This is a genomic window from Bacillus sp. FJAT-25509 (genome assembly GCF_001420605.1).
Lineage (GTDB): Bacteria > Bacillota > Bacilli > Bacillales > Bacillaceae_G > Gottfriedia.
The window spans coordinates 250,813-272,483 of record NZ_LJIZ01000016.1 but is presented as its reverse complement, the minus strand read 5'-3'; the positions used below and the strand labels follow the sequence as shown (position 1 = coordinate 272,483).

The 21,671-nt window shown below is 32.6% G+C and carries 18 protein-coding genes; all 18 read left to right on the top strand.

The window, feature by feature from the left end; all coding sequences use genetic code 11:
- The first annotated feature begins 179 nt into the window (after positions 1 to 179).
- Positions 180 to 908, top strand: coding sequence for an elongation factor P 5-aminopentanone reductase (ymfI, locus tag AN960_RS10575; RefSeq protein ID WP_056470751.1), 729 nt, complete (start codon positions 180 to 182; stop codon positions 906 to 908).
- A gap of 112 nt (positions 909 to 1,020) precedes the next feature.
- Positions 1,021 to 1,812, top strand: coding sequence for a DUF3388 domain-containing protein (locus AN960_RS10570; RefSeq protein ID WP_025568772.1), 792 nt, complete (start codon positions 1,021 to 1,023; stop codon positions 1,810 to 1,812).
- A 20-nt stretch (positions 1,813 to 1,832) separates the two neighbouring features.
- Positions 1,833 to 2,726, top strand: coding sequence for a helix-turn-helix domain-containing protein (locus tag AN960_RS10565; RefSeq protein ID WP_056470749.1), 894 nt, complete (start codon positions 1,833 to 1,835; stop codon positions 2,724 to 2,726).
- A 71-nt stretch (positions 2,727 to 2,797) separates the two neighbouring features.
- Positions 2,798 to 3,376 (top strand): CDP-diacylglycerol--glycerol-3-phosphate 3-phosphatidyltransferase, encoded by a 579-nt coding sequence (pgsA, locus tag AN960_RS10560; RefSeq protein WP_056470746.1) that lies wholly within the window; start codon positions 2,798 to 2,800, stop codon positions 3,374 to 3,376.
- Between the two features lie 23 nt (positions 3,377 to 3,399).
- On the top strand, positions 3,400 to 4,659 hold the full coding sequence (locus tag AN960_RS10555) for a competence/damage-inducible protein A (RefSeq protein WP_056470743.1): 1,260 nt from the start codon (positions 3,400 to 3,402) through the stop codon (positions 4,657 to 4,659).
- A 249-nt stretch (positions 4,660 to 4,908) separates the two neighbouring features.
- On the top strand, positions 4,909 to 5,955 hold the full coding sequence (gene recA / locus AN960_RS10550) for a recombinase RecA (RefSeq protein WP_056470739.1): 1,047 nt from the start codon (positions 4,909 to 4,911) through the stop codon (positions 5,953 to 5,955).
- A gap of 665 nt (positions 5,956 to 6,620) precedes the next feature.
- Complete coding sequence (rny, locus tag AN960_RS10545) at positions 6,621 to 8,192, top strand: ribonuclease Y (protein WP_056470738.1); 1,572 nt, start codon at positions 6,621 to 6,623, stop codon at positions 8,190 to 8,192.
- A 214-nt stretch (positions 8,193 to 8,406) separates the two neighbouring features.
- Positions 8,407 to 9,198, top strand: a complete 792-nt coding sequence (ymdB, locus tag AN960_RS10540) for a 2',3'-cyclic-nucleotide 2'-phosphodiesterase (RefSeq protein WP_056470734.1) — start codon at positions 8,407 to 8,409, stop codon at positions 9,196 to 9,198.
- A gap of 126 nt (positions 9,199 to 9,324) precedes the next feature.
- On the top strand, positions 9,325 to 9,585 hold the full coding sequence (gene spoVS / locus AN960_RS10535; RefSeq protein WP_044893696.1) for a stage V sporulation protein SpoVS: 261 nt from the start codon (positions 9,325 to 9,327) through the stop codon (positions 9,583 to 9,585).
- Between the two features lie 238 nt (positions 9,586 to 9,823).
- Positions 9,824 to 10,750 (top strand): dipeptidase, encoded by a 927-nt coding sequence (locus AN960_RS10530; protein WP_056470731.1) that lies wholly within the window; start codon positions 9,824 to 9,826, stop codon positions 10,748 to 10,750.
- A gap of 231 nt (positions 10,751 to 10,981) precedes the next feature.
- Positions 10,982 to 12,739: a 2-oxoacid:acceptor oxidoreductase subunit alpha gene (locus tag AN960_RS10525; protein WP_056470728.1), complete on the top strand. Its 1,758-nt coding sequence runs from the start codon at positions 10,982 to 10,984 to the stop codon at positions 12,737 to 12,739.
- On the top strand, positions 12,726 to 13,592 hold the full coding sequence (locus tag AN960_RS10520) for a 2-oxoacid:ferredoxin oxidoreductase subunit beta (RefSeq protein ID WP_056470726.1): 867 nt from the start codon (positions 12,726 to 12,728) through the stop codon (positions 13,590 to 13,592). The genes AN960_RS10525 and AN960_RS10520 overlap by 14 nt, the downstream gene beginning before the upstream one ends.
- A 115-nt stretch (positions 13,593 to 13,707) precedes the next feature.
- Positions 13,708 to 14,253 (top strand): GNAT family N-acetyltransferase, encoded by a 546-nt coding sequence (locus tag AN960_RS10515; protein ID WP_056470723.1) that lies wholly within the window; start codon positions 13,708 to 13,710, stop codon positions 14,251 to 14,253.
- A gap of 492 nt (positions 14,254 to 14,745) precedes the next feature.
- Entirely contained in the window at positions 14,746 to 15,696 is a 951-nt protein-coding gene (mraY, locus tag AN960_RS10510; RefSeq protein ID WP_156339666.1) for a phospho-N-acetylmuramoyl-pentapeptide-transferase, read from the top strand.
- Positions 15,697 to 16,024: 328 nt separating this feature from the next.
- Positions 16,025 to 17,554, top strand: coding sequence for a tRNA (N6-isopentenyl adenosine(37)-C2)-methylthiotransferase MiaB (gene miaB / locus AN960_RS10505; RefSeq protein WP_056470718.1), 1,530 nt, complete (start codon positions 16,025 to 16,027; stop codon positions 17,552 to 17,554).
- Entirely contained in the window at positions 17,554 to 18,000 is a 447-nt protein-coding gene (locus AN960_RS10500) for a YlbF/YmcA family competence regulator (RefSeq protein WP_056470717.1), read from the top strand. The genes miaB and AN960_RS10500 overlap by 1 nt, the downstream gene beginning before the upstream one ends.
- Positions 18,001 to 18,272: 272 nt before the next feature.
- The gene (cotE, locus tag AN960_RS10495; protein ID WP_056470714.1) at positions 18,273 to 18,818 is read left to right on the top strand and encodes an outer spore coat protein CotE; all 546 of its coding nucleotides are present in this window, start codon (positions 18,273 to 18,275) and stop codon (positions 18,816 to 18,818) included.
- 167 nt (positions 18,819 to 18,985) lie between these two features.
- Positions 18,986 to 21,628: a DNA mismatch repair protein MutS gene (mutS, locus tag AN960_RS10490; protein WP_056470711.1), complete on the top strand. Its 2,643-nt coding sequence runs from the start codon at positions 18,986 to 18,988 to the stop codon at positions 21,626 to 21,628.
- The last annotated feature ends 43 nt before the right edge of the window (positions 21,629 to 21,671 follow it).

Here is a 21,671-nt window from a genome sequence, read left to right as displayed (position 1 = left end):
AATTAAAAGCATCCTTTTTAGGATGCTTTTTGAAATTTAAAGAAAATATTTAAGGGTTTATAAAGAAACTAAGTGTAATATTGAATTTTTAAGAGTTTTCCTCGCATCTTTTTACCTTTATATTTCTTAATACTCTTTAAACCTGCATTAAAACCACGAATAAATGGAGAATATAATAAATGAGAAAAAGAATTCTAGTAATTGGAGCTAGTGGTGACATTGGCTTAGCAATTTCGAAAAAATTAATCAATGAAAAATATGATTTAGTTGTCCACTATAATAGTAAGAAAGAGCCACTTAATGAACTGATCGAATTGGCTAATGAGATTGAGGTAAATTGCCAATTCGTACAAGCGGACTTATCAGTTGAAAATGGAGTTGAAATTTTAACATCACAAATAATTGATAAAATAGATTCAATTGTATATGCATCTGGTTTTTCTATCTTTGGTTTGATTAACGATGTAAGTGATGAAGAGATTGATCGAATGACTCAATTACATATTAAAAGTTTGATCAAAGTAGTCAATAATTTTCTTCCTAACATGGTGGCTAAAAAATCTGGCAGTATCGTCGTTATTTCGTCTATATGGGGACAAATTGGTGCATCATGTGAGGTATTATATTCAACTACAAAAGGTGCTCAAAATGCCTATGTAATGGCATTAGCTAAAGAGTTAGGGCCAAGTGGAATAAAAGTTAATGCTGTTGCTCCAGGTGCCGTAAAAACGAATATGTTAAATTCCTTTAGTGAAGAAGATTTAAAAGAAATTGCAAATGAAATTCCAATGAATCGTTTAGCTCTTCCAAATGAAATTGCGAATACTGTAAATTACCTAATTTCCGAACAATCTTCTTATATAACTGGCCAAATTCTTGGAGTAAACGGCGGTTGGCATACTTCATAGTAAAATTTCACGTCGAAAGTTATTTATTTCACATATTTTACCTTTTATATTATGGCGAAATCGTTTATTATTAAATGTAGAGTTAAGTAGTTAACAAATAGGGGGTATAGGTATGGAGTTAATCGAATGGTATTTTGAGTATGAAATACATAAGAATCGCCCTGGACTACTTGGAGATATTGCATCACTAATCGGTATGCTAGGGATTAATATTTTAACAATCAATGGTGTCGACACAATGAGACGCGGCATGTTACTTGGTTGCGATAATGATGATCAAATTACTAGATTTGAATCAATTTTAAATACTATGGACAATATAACAATAATTAAACTTAGAAAGCCAACTCTAAGAGATCGTTTAGCTGTAAGACATGGTACTTATATTCAACGTGATGTAGATGATAAAAAGACTTTTCGTTTTGTCCGCGATGACTTAGGTATGCTTGTTGATTTTATGGCAGAGTTATTTAAAATGCCAGGCCATAAGCTAATCGGAATTAGAGGGATGCCTCGTGTTGGTAAAACTGAATCAGTTGTAGCAGCAAGTGTATGTGCAAATAAACGCTGGTTATTTGTTTCATCAACATTAATTAAACAAACATTAAGAAGTCAATTAATAGAAGACGAATATAATTCAGATAATGTATTTATTATTGATGGTATTCTTTCTCATAGAAGAGCAAATGAGCAGCATTGGCAATTGGTTCGCGAAATTATGGCAATGTCTTCTGTGAAAGTAGTGGAGCATCCTGATGTATTTGTACAGCAAACTGAATACTCTTTAGAAGATTTTGATTACATAATTGAATTAAGAAATGATGAAAATGAAGAAATTAAATATGAACTTGTAGACCAAATGGATAAAAATGGACACAACTCGTTCTCAATGTTTGATTTTTAAAGTAAGTTGGGGTGTAACTTGTGACAGAATTAGGAAAATATTTAAGAGAAGCAAGAGAAGCGAAAGGCTTATCAATTGACGATGTACAAGAGTTAACGAAGATTCAGAAACGTTATCTTGAAGCAATTGAAGAAGGTAATTATGAAATATTGCCAGGGCAATTTTATGTTCGTGCTTTTATAAGACAATATGCAGAAACAATTGGTGTTGACGTTTCTGGATTTCTAACTGAAAAGCCAGCGGTAGAGGAATCAACTGTGGTAAATACAGTAGAAGAAGTAAAGCATGAAGAAATCCCTAGTAGAGCATCGAAGCTTAAAGAACCATTAAACAATGTTAAGTCATCAAGAATAATGGATTATTTACCAAGGATACTAGTAGCGATTCTGATTCTTGGAATCTGCATTGCTATTTATATGATGTTCCCATCAAAAAATGATGGAAAATCTGCGGATACGAATCAATCTCAAACTAACTCTAATTCTGAAATTGAAAAACCAAAAAATAATGCGTTAGATCAGGCTAAAACTAATAATACGAAAAAAACAGGGAAACCGAAAAATGATGTGACTGAGCAACCGCCAGCACAAAAAATTACTGTTGACTCTGCAGCAGGTAAACGAACTACTATTTCTTTATCTGGTACTGATGTATTTAAATTAGAAGTAGTTGCAAATGGTGAAAGTTATGTGGATTTAAAAAATGCTGATGGAAAAATGTTCTATAGCGGAATTTTAAAACAAGGACAAACTCAGAACTACGACTTAACACAAGAAAATGAAGTAACAGTAAATATTGGTGCTTCTAATAATGTTGAGCTACGAATTAACGATGAGGTATTTAAATATCCAGTTAGTCCAACAAATGCTGTTCACCAAAAGATTACGATTAAAAATTTAAAAATGAATCAATAGTCATCTTTAAGATGGCTTTTATTCATTTATTATAAATGCTTCATTTTTAGAAAGTTTTGGAGGGTTTTACCATGAATTTACCAAATAAAATCACAGTGTCAAGGGTTTGTCTAATTCCATTATTTATGATTGCCGTTTTAATCGATTTTGGATGGGGAAATGTTACATTAATGGGTGATTCGATACCAGTTAATCATTTAGTAGGAGCTGCAATTTTTATTATTGCCTCTGTTACTGATTTTATTGATGGATATTACGCAAGAAAATATAATTTAGTTACTAATTTTGGTAAGTTTCTAGATCCACTTGCTGATAAATTACTTGTTTCTTCAGCGTTAATTATCTTAACTGATTTTCATTATGTTCCTGCGTGGATTACGATTGTCATTATAAGTAGGGAGTTTGCTGTAACCGGTTTACGAATGATTTTAGCTGGTTCTGGAGAAGTACATGCTGCTGCAATGCTAGGTAAAATTAAGACTTGGGCTCAAATAGTTGCGATTTCAGCATATTTCTTACATGACTTCCCATTGAATTTCTTACCATTTTCGATTGCGGATGTATCACTTTGGGTCGCATTATTCTTTACAGTATATTCTGGTTGGGATTATTTTTATAAAAATAGAGATGTTCTACTTAAATCAATGTAATTAATAATATAGGGGGAAATGATATGAAGCGTGCTGAAATCATCGCAGTAGGTACTGAGCTACTTTTAGGCCAAATTGCAAATACGAATGCTCAATTTTTAGCTAAACATTTATCTGCATTAGGATATCACCATCATTTCCAAACAGTTGTAGGAGACAATTCCGATCGACTTAAAAGTGCATTAGAAATTGCTTCATCAAGAAGTGATTTAATCATCTTAACTGGTGGACTTGGACCAACAAAAGATGATTTAACGAAAGAAGTTGTCTCTGAATATGTTCAAGAGTCACTTGTTTACCATGATCAATCACTAGAATATATTGAACAATATTTTATTAAAGTAAATCGCCCAATGACTGAGAATAATAAAAAACAAGCATTAGTCATTAATAATGCACATGTTTTATTGAATAAAAACGGTATGGCACCTGGAATGGTTTATGAAGCGAAAGAAAAACAATTTGTATTATTACCAGGACCACCGAAAGAAATGATTCCGATGGTTGAGAAAGAACTTATTCCTTATTTTTTAAAAGGAAAGGAAGCAAGTACGATTATTTCGAAAGAGCTTAAGTTTTTTGGTATCGGTGAATCAATTTTAGAAACTGAAATTCTTGATTTACTTGAAAATCAATCAAATCCAACAATTGCTCCTTTAGCGAGTGAGGGAGAAGTAATGCTTCGAGTTACTGCAAGTGCTAGTAATGAGCAAGAGGCAGTTAAACTAATTGGACAAGCTGAAGAAAAAATACGTGAGCGTGTTGGGCAGTTTATATATGGTACAAATAATGAAAACTTATTTACAGTTTTATCAAGAAAGTTAAAAGATTTTAAACTGACCATTTCTGCTGCTGAAAGTTTAACTGGAGGTCTATTCAGTAAAAGAATGACAGATATTCCTGGGAACTCGTCCATTTTTAAAGGTAGTGTTGTTTGTTATTCTAACGAAATGAAACAAAACCTTTTAAATGTGCCGTCAGATATTCTTAATAAAAATGGTGCAGTCAGTGCAGAGTGTGCAAAATCACTAGTTGAAAATATTCAAAGATTAACAGGAAGTAATATTTCAATTAGTTTTACTGGTGAAGCAGGACCGTCTACATTAGAAGATGTGCCGGTAGGAAAAGTATTTATCGGTATTAAAATTGGTGATTCTGATTCAATTGTAAAAGAGTTTCAATTTAGTGGCACTAGAGAACAAATAAGGTTATCAAGTGTTAAAAATGGCGCGAACATGTTGATAAAATTAATTAATTCAAGTTTTGAAAGTCAAGACTTATAAAATGAAATAGAATATTTTATAATAAAAAAGCTCGGTTAATATAGCCGAGTTTTTTAATTTTATAGTTACGATATTAATAAAAATCTAGTTTTATAGACCGAAAAATACGAAACAAGCGTTTCTATTCTTAAAAAAATAAGTTTAAATACGAAAAATATCGAATAAACGTTCTATTTTTTTGTTGGCAAACGAACAAAAAACAGTTATTATATAGTTAAGAGATAAATGAGTCCTGAAGGAGGAATTTAAATGAGTGATCGTCAAGCTGCATTAGATATGGCTTTAAAACAAATCGAAAAACAATTCGGTAAAGGTTCAATTATGAAACTTGGGGAACAAACTGACCGCCAAATTTCAACTATTTCTAGTGGATCGTTAGCACTAGATGTAGCGTTAGGTGTAGGTGGATATCCGAGAGGAAGAATTATCGAAGTATACGGCCCTGAAAGTTCAGGTAAAACAACTGTAGCATTACATGCAATCGCTGAAGTTCAAGCAAATGGAGGACAAGCGGCGTTTATAGATGCTGAGCATGCATTAGATCCGGTTTATGCTCAAAAATTAGGTGTAAATATTGATGAGTTATTATTATCTCAACCAGATACAGGTGAACAAGCACTTGAAATCGCTGAAGCATTAGTACGTAGTGGTGCAATTGATATTATCGTAATTGACTCAGTAGCTGCATTAGTTCCAAAGGCGGAAATTGAAGGTGAGATGGGTGATGCTCACGTAGGTCTACAAGCTCGATTAATGTCACAAGCATTACGTAAACTTTCAGGTGCAATTAACAAGTCAAAAACGATTGCATTCTTCATTAACCAAATTCGTGAAAAAGTTGGGGTTATGTTCGGTAATCCTGAAACAACTCCAGGTGGACGTGCGTTAAAATTCTACTCTACAATTCGTTTAGAGGTACGTCGTGCTGAGCAATTAAAACAAGGTAATGATATTGTAGGTAACAAAACAAAGATTAAAGTTGTTAAAAATAAAGTAGCACCACCATTTAGACAAGCAGAAGTTGACATTATGTACGGAGAAGGTATTTCTAAAGAAGGCGAAATTCTTGATATTGGATCTGATCTAGATATCGTTCTTAAGAGTGGAGCATGGTATTCTTACAATGAAGAGCGTCTTGGACAAGGACGTGAAAATGCTAAGCAATTCTTAAAAGAAAATAAAGAAATTCGTGATACGATTAAAGAATCGATCCGTCTTCACCACGGTTTAGATAACCCTGTTACTATAACTGAAACAGATGACGAAGAACAATTCTCTTTATTAAATGATAAATGAGTAATCATAAGTTAGTTTAAAACAGCACAAAATGCGGGCGCTTATTAAAAGTGCCTGCATTTTTTTATATTATTAATTTCTTTGATTATCTAAAAAGCAGTATTTATTGAGAAGTAAAAGTTTTTAATTGAAATATAGATAATAATTTCACGAATATGAAATAGCTATTCAAACGGAAGGATTCACTGTCCTATAGTCAATGCGTAGTGTCACCATAAGGAGCGACTATGAAGATGGAAATTAATTCACACATGGTAAGTAAGGTGTTCTGCATTGGAATTAGGCATATTTTTATAATCTGGCCTTATAAAAAAACAGACAATATTTAATTTCTTTTATATTTATAAGCAGTACTTTATATATGAAAAATTCTATCAATTCACTTACTAATTAGAACTTAATAAAAAATTTAATGAATAAAATTTAGATTCTCATGTATGAAATCTAGTAAAAATGTAATAAATATTGATAAATCAAGTAAGTAAGCGAGTTACAAGGCTTGACATCATTTGGTAAGAGATTTAATATTTAAGTGTATATTCTAAAAAAATATTACTATTTTGTAAAAAATTGAATTGAAGTGTGCTGTATGTTGATGCAATTATTTATACAATATAACAGCCGACAAAAATGAAACTAACTAAATAGCAAGAGGAGGTGAAATCATGGGTGCAAATACTATAATTTTGATCATCTTCGCATTGCTTGCCACATTCGGAGTCGGTTATGCTGTCGGATTTTTTGTCCGTAAGTCCATTGCAGAAGCTAAAATAAATGGCGCAACTAATCATGCAAATCAAATTATTGAAGATGCAAAACGTGATTCAGAAACAATTAAAAAAGAAGCTTTATTGGAAGCAAAGGACGAAATTTTCAATATTCGTACAGATGCAGAGAACGAAATTCGAGACCGTCGTAGTGAACTACAAAAGTCAGAAAATCGTTTGATGCAAAAAGAAGAGAACTTAGATCGTAAAGATGATGGACTTTCAAAACGTGAGTCTGTTCTTGAAAGAAAAGAGGAATCTCTTGTTTTAAAACAACAGCAGATAGAAGAAATGGAAAGCAAGATAGAAGCATTAATTGCTGCTCAACAAGAAGAGTTAGAAAGAATTTCTAGCTTAAATCGTGAAGAAGCAAGACAATTAATACTTACTAAAGTCGAAAATGAATTATCCCATGAAACAGCAATACTAGTAAAAGAAACAGAAGCTCGAGCAAAAGAAGAAGCAGATAAGAAAGCAAAAGATATTTTATCATTAGCAATCCAGCGATGTGCTGCAGATCATGTTGCTGAAACAACTGTATCAGTTGTAAATCTTCCAAATGATGAAATGAAAGGTCGTATTATTGGCCGTGAAGGACGAAATATACGTACTTTAGAAACGTTAACTGGTATAGATTTAATTATTGATGATACGCCTGAAGCTGTAATATTATCAGGTTTTGATCCAATTCGTCGTGAAACTGCACGAATTGCACTAGATAAATTAGTACAAGATGGTCGAATCCATCCTGCACGAATTGAAGAAATGGTTGAAAAATCAAGACGAGAAGTAGATGAGTACATACGAGAAGTCGGTGAACAAACTACTTTTGAAGTTGGTGTTCATGGAATTCACCCTGACTTAATTAAAATATTAGGTCGTCTGAAATTTAGAACTAGTTATGGTCAAAATGTGTTAAAGCATTCGATGGAAGTAGCGAACCTAGCTGGACTTATGGCTGCTGAACTTGGTGAGGATGCAAAACTTGCAAAACGTGCAGGTTTACTTCACGATATTGGTAAAGCAATTGACCATGAGGTAGAAGGTAGTCACGTTGAAATCGGTGTCGAATTAGCAACTAAATATAAAGAACATCCAGTAGTTATCAATAGTATTGCATCTCATCATGGAGATGCTGCGCCAACTTCGATTATTGCGGTTCTTGTAGCTGCTGCAGATGCATTATCTGCTGCTAGACCAGGAGCACGTAGCGAAACATTAGAAAACTATATCCGTCGTTTAGAAAAACTTGAAGAGATTTCTGAATCATACGAAGGTGTAGAAAAATCATTCGCTATTCAAGCAGGTCGTGAAGTACGCATTATGGTAAAACCAGATACAATTGATGATTTACAAGCTCATAGATTAGCGAGAGATATTAGAAAACGTATTGAAGATGAACTGGATTATCCAGGTCATATAAAAGTTACGGTTATTCGTGAAACTCGAGCTGTCGAGTATGCAAAATAAAGTGGTATATGCCACTTTATTTTCTTTTTTGTAACAAAATAAAGTATTTTTAAAAATAGCTCCAACTAATACAAATCTGAAATGAATCTTAGTTGAATGGCATAGATGAAAGATTCAGATTGTGCTAGTAATGGGGCTTTTCGTATTTTTGGGTAATCTAAAAGTAAAATCAGTGCTGTTTATTTACAGTGGCAAGTTGGAAGGATGTAACGAAATGAGAATAATGTTTATAGGCGATGTAGTTGGTTCAAATGGTAGGGCAATGGTAAAGGCAAATATTCAAGCTTTAAAAAGGAAATACAATCCTTCAGTAACAATCATAAATGGTGAAAATGCAGCGCATGGTAAAGGAATAACGGAAAAAATTTACCGAGAATTTTTAGAATTAGGTGCTCAAGCAGTAACACTTGGTAACCATGCATGGGATAAAAAGGATATTTTTGAATTTATTGATCAAGCAAAATACTTAGTTAGACCAGCTAATTTCCCTGAAGGTACACCTGGTAATGGATTAGTATTTTTAAATTTTAATGATGTTGAAATAGCTGTTATAAATTTACAAGGTAGAACATTTTTACCACCACTTGATTGTCCTTTTAAAAAAGCTGATGAGCTAATAAAAATCGCTAAAAAACGAACAAACATCATTTTTGTTGATTTTCATGCTGAAGCAACAAGTGAAAAAATTGCTATGGGCTGGTATTTGGATGGAAGAGCAACAGCGGTTGTTGGTACACATACACATGTTCAAACGGCTGATGAGCGAGTTTTACCTGCTGGTACAGCGTTTATTACGGATGTTGGAATGACTGGTCCATATGATGGGATTCTAGGCGTTACAAAAGAAGCCGTTATTAAAAAATTCTTAACGAACTTACCAGTGAGATTCGAAGTAGATGAAGGTAGAGGTCAGCTAAGTGGTGTAATCATCGAATTAGACAAACAAAGTGGTCTAGCAAAATCGATAAAAAGAATACAAATAAATGATGATCATCAAGAGCTATAAGATTAATTAAAAGAATTGTGAAAATTTTTAAAAAACTTTTAAATATTTGCAGGAATAACTTCTTGTTATCGAGAATAGTTTTTATTGTACACAATAATAGCTTTGTAAGTACAAGGAGGATCAGGAATGGAAATATTAAAAGTTTCAGCAAAGTCAAACCCTAATTCTGTAGCAGGAGCACTTGCAGGTGTATTGAGAGAGCGTGGTTCAGCAGAAATTCAAGCAATTGGTGCTGGCGCGTTAAACCAAGCTGTAAAAGCAGTTGCAATTGCAAGAGGATTCGTTGCACCAAGTGGTGTAGACCTTATTTGTATCCCTGCATTTACAGATATTCAAATCGATGGGGAAGAGCGTACAGCGATTAAATTAATCGTAGAGCCTCGTTAATAATAACAACCTGTTAGCCAAAAGCGACAGGTTGTTTTATTTTTAATTAAAGAAAGATTAAGTAATAACGAGTAAGATTACGCAAATTTGTAATTAAAAAGTGGAGCTAACACTTTAGCTCCGACTTAAAGCTCGTCAGTCGACGAGTTTTTTTGTGTATAAATATTCCTTTTATTATTGAATTTATTAATATGATACACTAGTTTCAATAATCGAAAAAATGGAAGGGTGTTAATTTATGAAAGTTTTTGATGCTCATTGTGATGTATTGATGAAATTACTAGAAAAGCCATCGATCAATTTTGAAAATGATGATTCACTACAAGTTTCAGTTAATCGATTAAAACAAGGGAATAGTAAAATACAATGTTATGCTATTTATATTCCAGAAAATGTACATAAACTAATCAAATTTGATGCTGCTCTTCAATGTGTCACTCTTTTTTATGAAAAAGTAGCAACAGAAAATAATAATATTAAAGTTATCCGAACAAAAGAAGATGAAGTTGGATTAAAAAATCACGAAATGGGTGCTATTTTGACGCTAGAGGGGTGTGACGCACTTTTAGGTGATATTAATCGTCTAAAGATATTACATCGTCTAGGCGTACGTAGTGTCGGTTTAGTATGGAATTATGCAAATGAAGCTGCAGATGGAATTCTTGAAGAAAGAAATGGGGGTTTAACTAATTTTGGAAGAAGTGTAGTTCATTACTTAAATGAGCATAATATGTGGTGTGATCTTTCTCATTGTACTGAAGCTGCGTTTTGGGATGCATTTGAACAAGCAAAATATCCAACTGCGACTCATTCAAATGCTAAAGCGATTTGTAAACATCCTAGAAATTTAAATGATGAACAACTAAAGGCAATGTTTAATAGAGGAGCCATCGTAGGGATTAATTTCTATCCTACTTTTTTAGTCGATGAAGGTGTCGCAACGATTTCTGATATTCTTAGACATATCGATTATATGTGCTCTTTAGGTGGAGAAAATTTTATCGCGATGGGATCAGATTTTGATGGAATAGATACTCATCCAACAAATTTACATCACGTAGGACTTTATCAAAATTTAACAAATGAATTGCTTAAACACTATACAGAACAGCAGGTTAAAGGCTTTATGTATGAGAATTATTCATCATATATCCATTACAAATAACACGTTACTTGTTCAGAATAATAAAAATATAAAAATTAAAGGAATAATTTCTTTCAAAATCATTGATTTTTTTGGTTAATAGGTCTATAGTTGAAAGCGAATTAACTCATATCAAAAGATATGTTTTAAATCGCTTTCATTCTTTTATAATAAAATGAATGATATGCAAAAAAATTATCCATTTATAATTTAATTTATTACTGAATGAGGGCATTCAAAGGGGTGTAGGAAATGATTGAACAACTTTCGTGGAAAGTTGGAGGACAACAGGGTGAAGGTATCGAAAGTACAGGTGAGATTTTTGCAATTGCGTTAAACCGTTTAGGTTACTACTTATACGGATATCGTCATTTCTCTTCTCGTATTAAAGGTGGTCACACTAATAATAAAATTCGTGTAAGTACAACTGAAGTTCGTGCAATTTCAGATGACTTAGATATTTTAGTAGCATTTGACCAAGAAACAATCGATGTAAACTTTTATGAATTACGCAAAGGCGGTATTGTAATCGCTGATGCTAAATTTAATCCGACAATTCCAGATTCAACTGACGTAACACTTTATTCAATTCCATTTACAGAATTAGCTACTGAACTAGGTACTTCATTAATGAAAAACATGGTTGCAGTTGGAGCTTCAAGTGCAATTTTAGGTCTATCTATTGAAGTTTTCAGAGAAGTTGTAGATGAAATTTTTGGTAAAAAAGGTCAACAAATTGTTGAGAAAAACATAGAAGCAATCGCACGTGGAGCAGAAGAAATGAGAGAAATGCTTGGCGTGAATGTAAATAAAATGCAATTATCAGAAGCTGATGGTAAAAAACGTATGTTCTTAATCGGTAACGATGCAATCGCAATGGGTGCATTAGCTGGTGGTTCTCGTTTTATGGCAGCGTATCCAATTACGCCAGCATCTGAAATTATGGAATACTTAATTAAAAAATTACCTCAGTATGGTGGAGCAGTTATTCAAACTGAAGACGAAATTGCTGCATGTACAATGGCAATCGGTGCTAACTATGCTGGTGTTCGTACATTAACATCATCTGCAGGTCCTGGTCTTTCATTAATGATGGAAGCAATCGGTCTTTCTGGTATGACTGAAGTTCCTTTAGTAATCGTTGATACTCAACGTGGTGGTCCAAGTACTGGTCTTCCAACTAAACAAGAGCAGTCAGACTTAATGGCTATGATCTACGGAACTCATGGTGAAATTCCGAAAGTAGTAATCGCTCCAAGTACAGTAGAAGAAGGATTCTACGATATGGTGGAAGCGTTTAACGTAGCTGAAGAATTCCAAGTACCTGTTATCGTAATTACTGACTTACAACTTTCTTTAGGTAAACAAACTGTTGAGCCACTTCAATTCGATAAAGTTCAAATTCGCCGTGGTAAGTTTGATTACAAACAAGAATTACCAGTATCTGAAAACAAAGAGTACTTCAAACGTTATGAAGTGACTGAAGATGGAGTTTCTCCTCGTGTAGTACCAGGTATGAAAGGTGGAATTCACCACGTAACTGGTGTTGAGCATGATGAAATGGGTAAACCATCAGAATCACCAATTAACCGTAATCAACAAATGGATAAACGTATGCGTAAGTTAAATAACCTAAAATTCCCTAACCCAGTGTTAGTGAACTCTAAACACGACGATGCTGATGTATTACTAGTTGGTTTCAACTCAACTCGTGGTGCGATTGAAGAAGCAATGGTTCGTTTAGAGCAAGATGGTATCAAAGTTAACCATGCTCATATCCGTCTAATTCACCCATTCCCAACAAACGAATTAATGCCTGAGCTTAAAAAAGCTAAACGTGTAATCGTTGTTGAAAATAATGCTACTGGTCAATTAGCAAGCATTATTAAAATGAACTGTGGTCATGCAGAAAAGATTTCAAGCTTACTAAAATATGATGGAAATCCTTTCTTACCAAAAGAAATTTACAATACTTGCAAGGAAGGAGTTGTTCTAAATGGCAACATTTAAAGAATTTCGTAATAATATCAAACCAAACTGGTGCCCAGGATGTGGAGACTTCTCTGTACAAGCATCTATTCAACGTGCAGCAGCAAATGTTGGTTTAGAACCTGATAACCTTGCAGTAATTTCTGGTATTGGATGTTCTGGTCGTATTTCTGGATATATTAACTCATACGGTTTACATGGTATCCATGGTCGTTCACTTCCAATTGCACAAGGTGTAAAAATGGCTAACCGTGATCTAACTGTTATCGCTTCTGGTGGTGACGGTGATGGATTCGCTATCGGTTTAGGTCATACAATCCATGCAATTCGTCGTAACATCGACGTTACGTATATCGTAATGGATAACCAAATCTATGGTCTTACAAAAGGTCAAACATCACCGCGTAGTGATGTAGGATTCAAAACTAAGAGTACGCCACACGGTTCTGTTGAATCTGCACTTTCAGTAATGGAAATGGCATTAACAGCTGGTGGAACATTCGTAGCACAAAGTTTCTCAAGTGATTTAAAAGAATTAACTTCATTAATTGAGCAAGGTATTAACCACAAAGGTTTCTCTTTAATTAACGTATTCAGCCCATGTGTAACTTACAATAAAGTAAACACATATGACTGGTTTAAAGAAAATCTTGTTAAACTTTCTGATGTTGAAGGATATGATCCATCAAACAAAGAAATGGCTATGCAAACATTAATGCAAAATAAAGGTTTAGTAACTGGTCTTATTTACCAAAACAAAGATCAAAAATCATACCAACAATTAATCTCTGGATACAGTGAAGAACCATTAGTTGAATCAGAACTACAATTAGAAAAAGCACAATTCGACAAATTAGTTGCTGAATTCATGTAATAAATAAAAAACTCCTCATTTTTGAGGAGTTTTTTTATTTTATATCTTAAATATATTTATTATGAAGGATACTCCCAATTTATGTTGAAGTAATTTGTAGTTAGGAGTGTTTTTGATGATGAATATTAAAATAAGAAGACCGAAAAAAGAGGACATTAAAGAGTTAAATCAATTTTTTAAAATAGTAATTACTGACACTTTTTCAAAAGAAGGTATTAGCAATCAGGTTGAAAGTATGAATGATGAAATCGAAACAAAAGGAAAATATTTAGAAAATGATCTTGAAAGTAATGGTGAGGAACGATTTTTTTTGATTGCTCTAGATAACGAAATGATTATTGGTTCGATTGAATTCGGTCCAGCTAGTGATCTTATATTAAATTGTACAAACCATGCATTAAAAGGGCTACTTGAGATCGGCACTGTATTTGTACATCCAGACTATCAAAAAAATGGAATAGGAAATTTATTATTAAATAAAATGTACGTTACTTTAAAGAATAAAGGGATAAAAGAGTTTTGTTTAGATAGTGGCTATACTAATGCCCAAAAAATCTGGAAAAAGAAATTTGGGGAACCTGATTATTTATTAAATGATTATTGGGAAAAAGGATATGATCATATGATTTGGAAAATTAAAATCAGTGATATATTAAAATAGTAAAATTAAGGAGAAAAAATGAGGTTTCACATTTTAAAACGTTCTCAACTATGGCGATATAAGAAGTGAAAGGTATTTCAACTTAAGTTTTCATTTGTATTTGATTTAATTGTTCTTTTTAATAGAAAAGTAATAAATTTTTATTCGATTTAGTAAACATAAGAGCAATTTTATTTGTTTTCAATTTAAAAGATTTAAATTATTAGGACATTATACCTTAACGGGTATAGGTAATTTTTAAGTTTAATTGCAGTTCTATCAAATTTATTTGCAGTTTTGCGATTTTTAATTGCAGTTTTGCCAACATACTTAACGATTCTCTAAGAATATTTCCCACAATAAAAAATGTAGGGTTCCTATTTGGGTTACACTCCTTTTTTAATTAAAGAGTAAAACATAAATAATTTCTTAAATTTAAAAAGTAGGGAAATAAAGGAAATCGTTTGATAGTATCGAATTTCTTAATTAAAAATAATTGAAGGGAGAAAAATCTTGTTATTCTCACTCGTACCTGCTTTATTAACTTTTATATTGGTAAGTATTCTTTCACCCTTTTTAATTGCTACGTTAAGAAGATTGAAGTTGACACAGCCTATAAGAGCGGAATTACCAGCTGAGCACCATAATAAAAAGGGGACTCCTTTAATGCTAGGAAGTATATTTCTGATTGGTATTTTAGTAGCTTTCCTTAATTATTCTAGTCCACTAATGCTTTTTTTAGTTGGAACTTTTATTTTATTCAGTGTTGTTGGTTTTCTTGATGACTTTTGGAAAGCATCAAAACAGGATCCAGGGGGAATATCAGCTAGAACAAAACTAGTTTTTCAATTTTCTTTTACTATTTTTTTACTTATAGTATTAATTAATTATTTTAAATTAGACACAGCCTTTCGTATTTCGGATTCTATAAGTATTTTTTTACCATTATGGGTATATTTGGCTCTAATCACTTTATTTATTGTAGGGTCAGCTAATGCTATTAATTTTACTGACGGGATGGACGGACTCCTTGGTATGGTATCAATCCCTACCTTCTTTTTCTTTTTTCTGATTTCAGATCATATTGAAGTGAAAATTTTTAGTTTAATAATGATCGCTAGTTTAGCTGGTTTTTTAATTTATAACTTATATCCAGCTAAAGCATTTATGGGCGATACCGGTTCAATGGCAATTGGTGGTTCTTTATCTTTTTTAGCGATAATAGAAAAAGTAGAAATCTTGATTCCTATGTTGTTTTTTATTTATTTAGCTGAACAGTTTTCCGTTATTTTTCAAGTTTTTTACTTTAAAAAAACTAGAAAAAGGCTATTTCTTATGGCCCCTATACATTTTCACTATGGAATTAAATATGGTTGGTCAGAAAATATCATTGTCATGAATTTTACGATTGTTTCCTGGACAGGTTGTTTTTTAAGTTATTTATATTTTTATTTTTTTATGTAAGCTGAGGACCCATATCATACTGAGAATTTTTAATTTAAGAGGATCCTTTGATGGATTCTCTTTTTATGTTGCAAAAAAGTACTATTAAAACACGAGGGTCACGGGTCACGTTCCAAGTGTGAGTACCTTATATTGGAAATCAATATTCTTCTATAAATAATTAAAGCGCTTTATTATTTAAAGAATTGTTTTTTAAATAATGAATAAAATTATTCAAATATACTAGTATTATCAGCTTTCTTTTTTGCGTAAGTCACATTGTATATTGTAGAATAACGTTATATACTTAAGTAATGTGTAGACGCTCGAGAAGAAAGGAGATTGTTTCATGAACGAACAACAACGCCTTCAAGGCACTAATATAAATAATACAAAAGATAAAAATGATAAAGATTACAGTAAATATTTTGAAAAAGTTTACCAAGCTCCATCTTTAGCTGATGCGAAGCGTCGAGGTAAAGAAGAAGTTACGTATGATCGTGGTTTCGAAATTCCTGAAGAAATGAGAAATTCAGGTGTAGGTAAGAAATTCTTAATCCGTACTTATGGCTGTCAAATGAATGAGCATGACACTGAAGTTATGGCAGGTATTTTAACGACGATGGGTTATGAAATCGCTACATCAGTTGAAGATGCTGATATTATTCTATTAAACACATGTGCAATTCGAGAAAATGCTGAAAATAAAGTGTTTGGTGAAATTGGTCACCTAAAACCGTTAAAACTTCAAAGACCAGATCTATTAATCGGTATTTGTGGTTGTATGTCTCAAGAAGAAGCAGTTGTTAATCGAATCTTACAAAAACATGCATTTATTGATATGGTATTTGGTACACACAATATTCATAGATTACCATTTATTATTCAAGAAGCGATGTTTAGTAAAGAAATGGTTATTGAAGTATGGTCAAAAGAAGGGGATGTAATCGAGAACCTTCCAAAAGTGCGTCGTGGCGAAATTAAAGCTTGGGTTAATATTATGTATGGCTGTGATAAATTCTGTACGTACTGTATTGTTCCTTACACTCGTGGTAAAGAACGTAGTCGTCAACCAGAGGATATCATCAATGAAGTACGTGAATTAGCTAGACTAGGCTATAAAGAAGTTACATTATTAGGTCAAAATGTTAATGCTTACGGTAAAGACTTAGATGATGGTAAATATGGTTTAGGTCATTTAATGGATGAAATCCGTAAAATTGGCATTCCACGTGTTCGCTTTACAACAAGTCATCCACGTGATTTTGATGATCATTTAATAGAAGTTTTAGCAAAAGGTGGCAACTTAATGCCACATATTCATTTACCAGTTCAATCTGGTAGCTCTGAAGTTCTAAAACTAATGTCACGTAAATATGATCGTGAACAATACTTAGAACTTGTAAGAAAATTAAAAACAGCAATGCCACAAATTTCATTTACTACAGATATTATTGTTGGTTTCCCAAATGAAACGGATGAGCAATTCGAAGAAACGATGACATTATATGAAGAAGTTGGTTTTGATTTAGCATTTACATTCATTTATTCACCACGTGAAGGTACACCAGCTGCAAAAATGGTAGATAATGTATCAGAGAGTGTGAAAAAAGAAAGATTACAACGTCTTAACAATGTTGTAAATGAAAAAGCTGCTGAATTTAATAAACGTTTTGAAGGTCAAATACTTGATGTATTAGTAGAAGGAGAAAGTAAGAAAAACCCTGATGTACTTGCTGGGTATACTCCTTATAATAAACTTGTAAACTTTAGAGGTCCTAAATCAATCGTTGGTCAAATTGTAAAAGTTAAAGTTACAAAAGCTAAAACATGGTCATTAGATGGAGAATTAGTAGAAGAAACTGTAGAGGTGCTATAATGGGAAAATATACAAAAACTGATATCGTTGAACGTGCAAAAGAATTAGCAGTAATGATTTCTGAAACAGAAGAAGTAGACTTTTTTAAACGTGCTGAAGCGCAAATTAATGAGAGTGAAACTGTAAGAACTTATATTGAAGAAATTAAGTCATTACAAAAACAAGCTGTTAATTTAGAGCACTGGGGTAAGAAAGAAGCACTTAAAAAGGTTGAACAAGAGCTTGATGAATTAAACGTAAAGCTAGAAACAATTCCAGTTGTACAAGAATTCCAATCTTCTCAAGTAGAAGTTAATGATTTACTTCAATTAATCGCTCACACGATCTCAAATGGTGTGACAGACGAAATCATTAAATCAACAGGTGGTAACTTATTAAGCGGTGAGACAGGTTCAAAAGTAGCACATGGACCTGATGCTTGCAAAACAGATAGCTGCAGCCATTAATAAAAAAAGACTCAAGAAAGCAATTAATTTTGCTGCCTGAGTCTTTTTTTTATGTATAGCTAATAAAGTAATTACTAAATAGCCTAAATATCATATTTTTCATGTTTATTTTTTAAATTCTTCAATTTAGAGTCAACTTTATTAGGCTGTCGTCATACAATTTATCATCACATGTTTTTTTAACTTGTATAAAAGAATTTTCATGTCATTAACACATTCCGCATATGTCACGCATAGAATGAAATGAAAATGGAACGAGGAGGGTCACACCTATGTCTGAACGCGAACATAGAGAGATTATAACGAAGGCAGTCGTAGGAAGAGGCAAGAAATATAACAAAGTCACACATACAATCACACCAAATCATACTCCATCAAGTATTTTAGGCTGCTGGGTTATAAACCATGTATATGATGCAAAAAAATGTAAAGATGGAGTAGAAGTATCTGGTAAATATGATATTAATATTTGGTACTCCTATGGTGACAATACGAAAACAGAAGTAGTTCCAGAGTCTGTTAAGTATACTGAAGTAGTAAAGTTGAGACACAGAGATGAAAACTTTACTGGCGAAGATTGTGAAGTGATTGCTAGATCATTAAAACATCCAAATTGTTTAGATGCAATTATTTCTCCAAATGGAAATCGATTTATTGTAACTGTAGAGAAAGAAGTTTTAGTTGAAGTTGTAGGTGAAACGAAAATAGTCGTACTGGTTGCACCACATGGTGTACACGACGATGACGATTTCTTTGATGTAGATGATGAGTTTGAAGATTTAGATCCAGATTTTGTTTTAGAAGGCGAAGAAGAGTAAGCTAGGCTAGGAAGGTGATACTTCCTAGCTTTTTTATTTTATAAAGATTTTGCATTTCAAATCAGAAATCAACCGAAGTTTTCTTTTTCTTAACTTTCGAACTTTCTAAGCCTTTTCGCAAAATGTGATATAATATGCGAAGAATGTTTTTTGATGGAGAGGATAGTATGGCAACATATACGCCAATGATTGAGCAATATTTAAATATAAAGAAAAATTACCAAGATGCATTTTTGTTTTTTAGACTTGGTGATTTTTATGAAATGTTTTTTGAAGATGCAATTAAGGCATCTCAAGTTTTAGAAATTACTTTAACCGGACGAGCAGGAGGAACTGAAGAACGAATTCCGATGTGCGGAGTACCATTCCATTCTGCTGCTGGATATATAGAACAATTAGTTGAAAAAGGATATAAAGTAGCTATTTGTGAACAAGTCGAAGATCCAACTGTTGCAAAAGGAGTAGTTCGAAGAGAAGTTGTTCAGTTGATTACTCCAGGGACGCAAATGGAAGGTAGATCGATTGATGAAAAGCAAAATCATTATATCTCAACATTATCAGAAGTAACACCAAGTTCATATGCTTTAGCTTGGATTGATTTGACGACTGGTGAGGGCAATGCTTTATTACTTAGTGGATCAATTGAAGAAGCAGTTTTAAAAATTGCAGCAACTGGTACGAAAGAAGTAGTCGTAAATGAAGATTTTTCTTCTAAAGCGATTCAAACACTTGAAAAAAGCTTTTCAATTACCGTTTCATTTGAAGAGAACGATCGTTTATCAGAGGAGTTTACAAATGTTGTAAAGTCAATTGATCAAACTAGTTTAAAAGCTACTGCTGCAAGATTATTAAATTATTTATCGAGAACACAAAAACGAACACTTTCTCATCTTCAAGAAATAATAGTCATTCATCAACATGATTTTTTAAACATGGACATGTATTCGATGAGAAATCTTGAATTAGTTGAAACACAACGTTCAAAAAACAAACAAGGTTCTTTGAATTGGTTATTAGATGAAACGAAAACAGCGATGGGTGGAAGATTACTAAAAAAATGGATTCAACGTCCACTAGTAAGTACTAAACAAATCGAGCATCGTTTGACGATTGTGGAATTGCTAATGGAAAACTATTTTATTCGTGAAGACCTGAAAGAATTATTAAAAGATGTATATGATTTAGAGCGATTAGCTGGTAAAGTCTCATTTGGTAATGTAAATGCAAGAGACTTATTACAATTAAAACGTTCACTTCAAACAGTACCTTCAATTATTCATGCTTTAAAATCAATTAGTCATGAAACGATCGATGAGCTAATTAATCAGATCGATCCATGTGAAGAGCTTCAAATGCTTTTAGAGAATGCAATTATTGAAGATGCACCTTTATCAATTAAAGAAGGAAACATTATTAAAGATGGCTTTCATAAAACATTAGATGAATATCGATTCGTTAGTAAGAACGGTAAAAGTTGGCTAATGGAATTAGAGCAAAGAGAAAGAGAAATTACGGGGATTAAGTCTTTAAAAATTGGATATAATCGAATCTTCGGCTACTATATCGAGGTAACTAGATCAAATATTAGTCAAATACCAGAAGGTCGTTACGAACGTAAACAAACGCTAGCGAATGCAGAACGCTTTATTACTGAAGAGCTAAAAGAAAAAGAAACGATGATTCTTGAAGCTGAAGAAAAAATGATTGGATTGGAATATGAGTTATTTATTTCAATACGAGAGCAAGTAAAACAATATTTATCTAGACTTCAAACATTAGGACAAGTAATTAGTCAAATTGACGTTTTACAAAGTTTTTCAGTAGTAAGTGAAAAAAATGGATATATTAGACCAGCATTCACCGACGAAAGAGAATATATCGTGAAGAATGGAAGACATCCAGTAGTTGAAAAGGTACTTCTAGGTTCAGAATATATTCCGAATGATACAAATTTTGATGTTGATACTCATCAATTTTTAATTACAGGACCTAATATGGCTGGTAAAAGTACGTATATGAAACAAGTTGCGTTAATAAGTATATTGGCTCAAATTGGATGCTATGTACCTGCTGAATATGCGAAATTACCTATTTTTGATCAAATATTTACTAGAATTGGTGCTGCAGATGATTTAATTTCTGGACAGAGTACATTTATGGTCGAAATGTTAGAAGCTAATTATGCAATCACGAATGCAACAGATAAAAGTTTAATCTTATTTGATGAAATTGGTAGAGGAACATCAACATATGATGGAATGGCTTTAGCACAATCGATGATCGAATATATACATGATCATATCGGAGCAAAAACGCTTTTTTCTACTCACTATCATGAATTGACGGTATTAGCTAATCAACTTAAGTTTTTGAAAAATATTCACGTAGCAGCAAAAGAGCAAGATGGAAAAGTATTATTCCTTCATAAAATCTTTGAAGGTGCAGCGGATCAAAGCTACGGTATCCACGTTGCCGAATTAGCAAATCTACCAAAAGATGTAATCATTCGAGCAAAGGAACTATTAAATGATTTAGAATCAAATAATCATTCTTTTGTTAAAGAAGAAATCATAAACAAAGAACAAGTTATGATAAATAAACAAGAAACTAAAAAAGAAATTGATCAAACAGCTGACAAAGAAGATATTGGATCTCAATTAAGCTTATTTGACGATAATCAACCAAAGGTTAAAGAAGTGATTAAAAACCACCCAGTGATTGATCAATTAAAAGGTATCAATATACTAGAGCTAAATCCAATGGAAGCATTTAATTTATTATATGAACTACAAAAGCAAGTTAAAAAATAAAAGAGGGCCAATTGGCCTTTCTTTTTGTTAATAGTTAAAATTA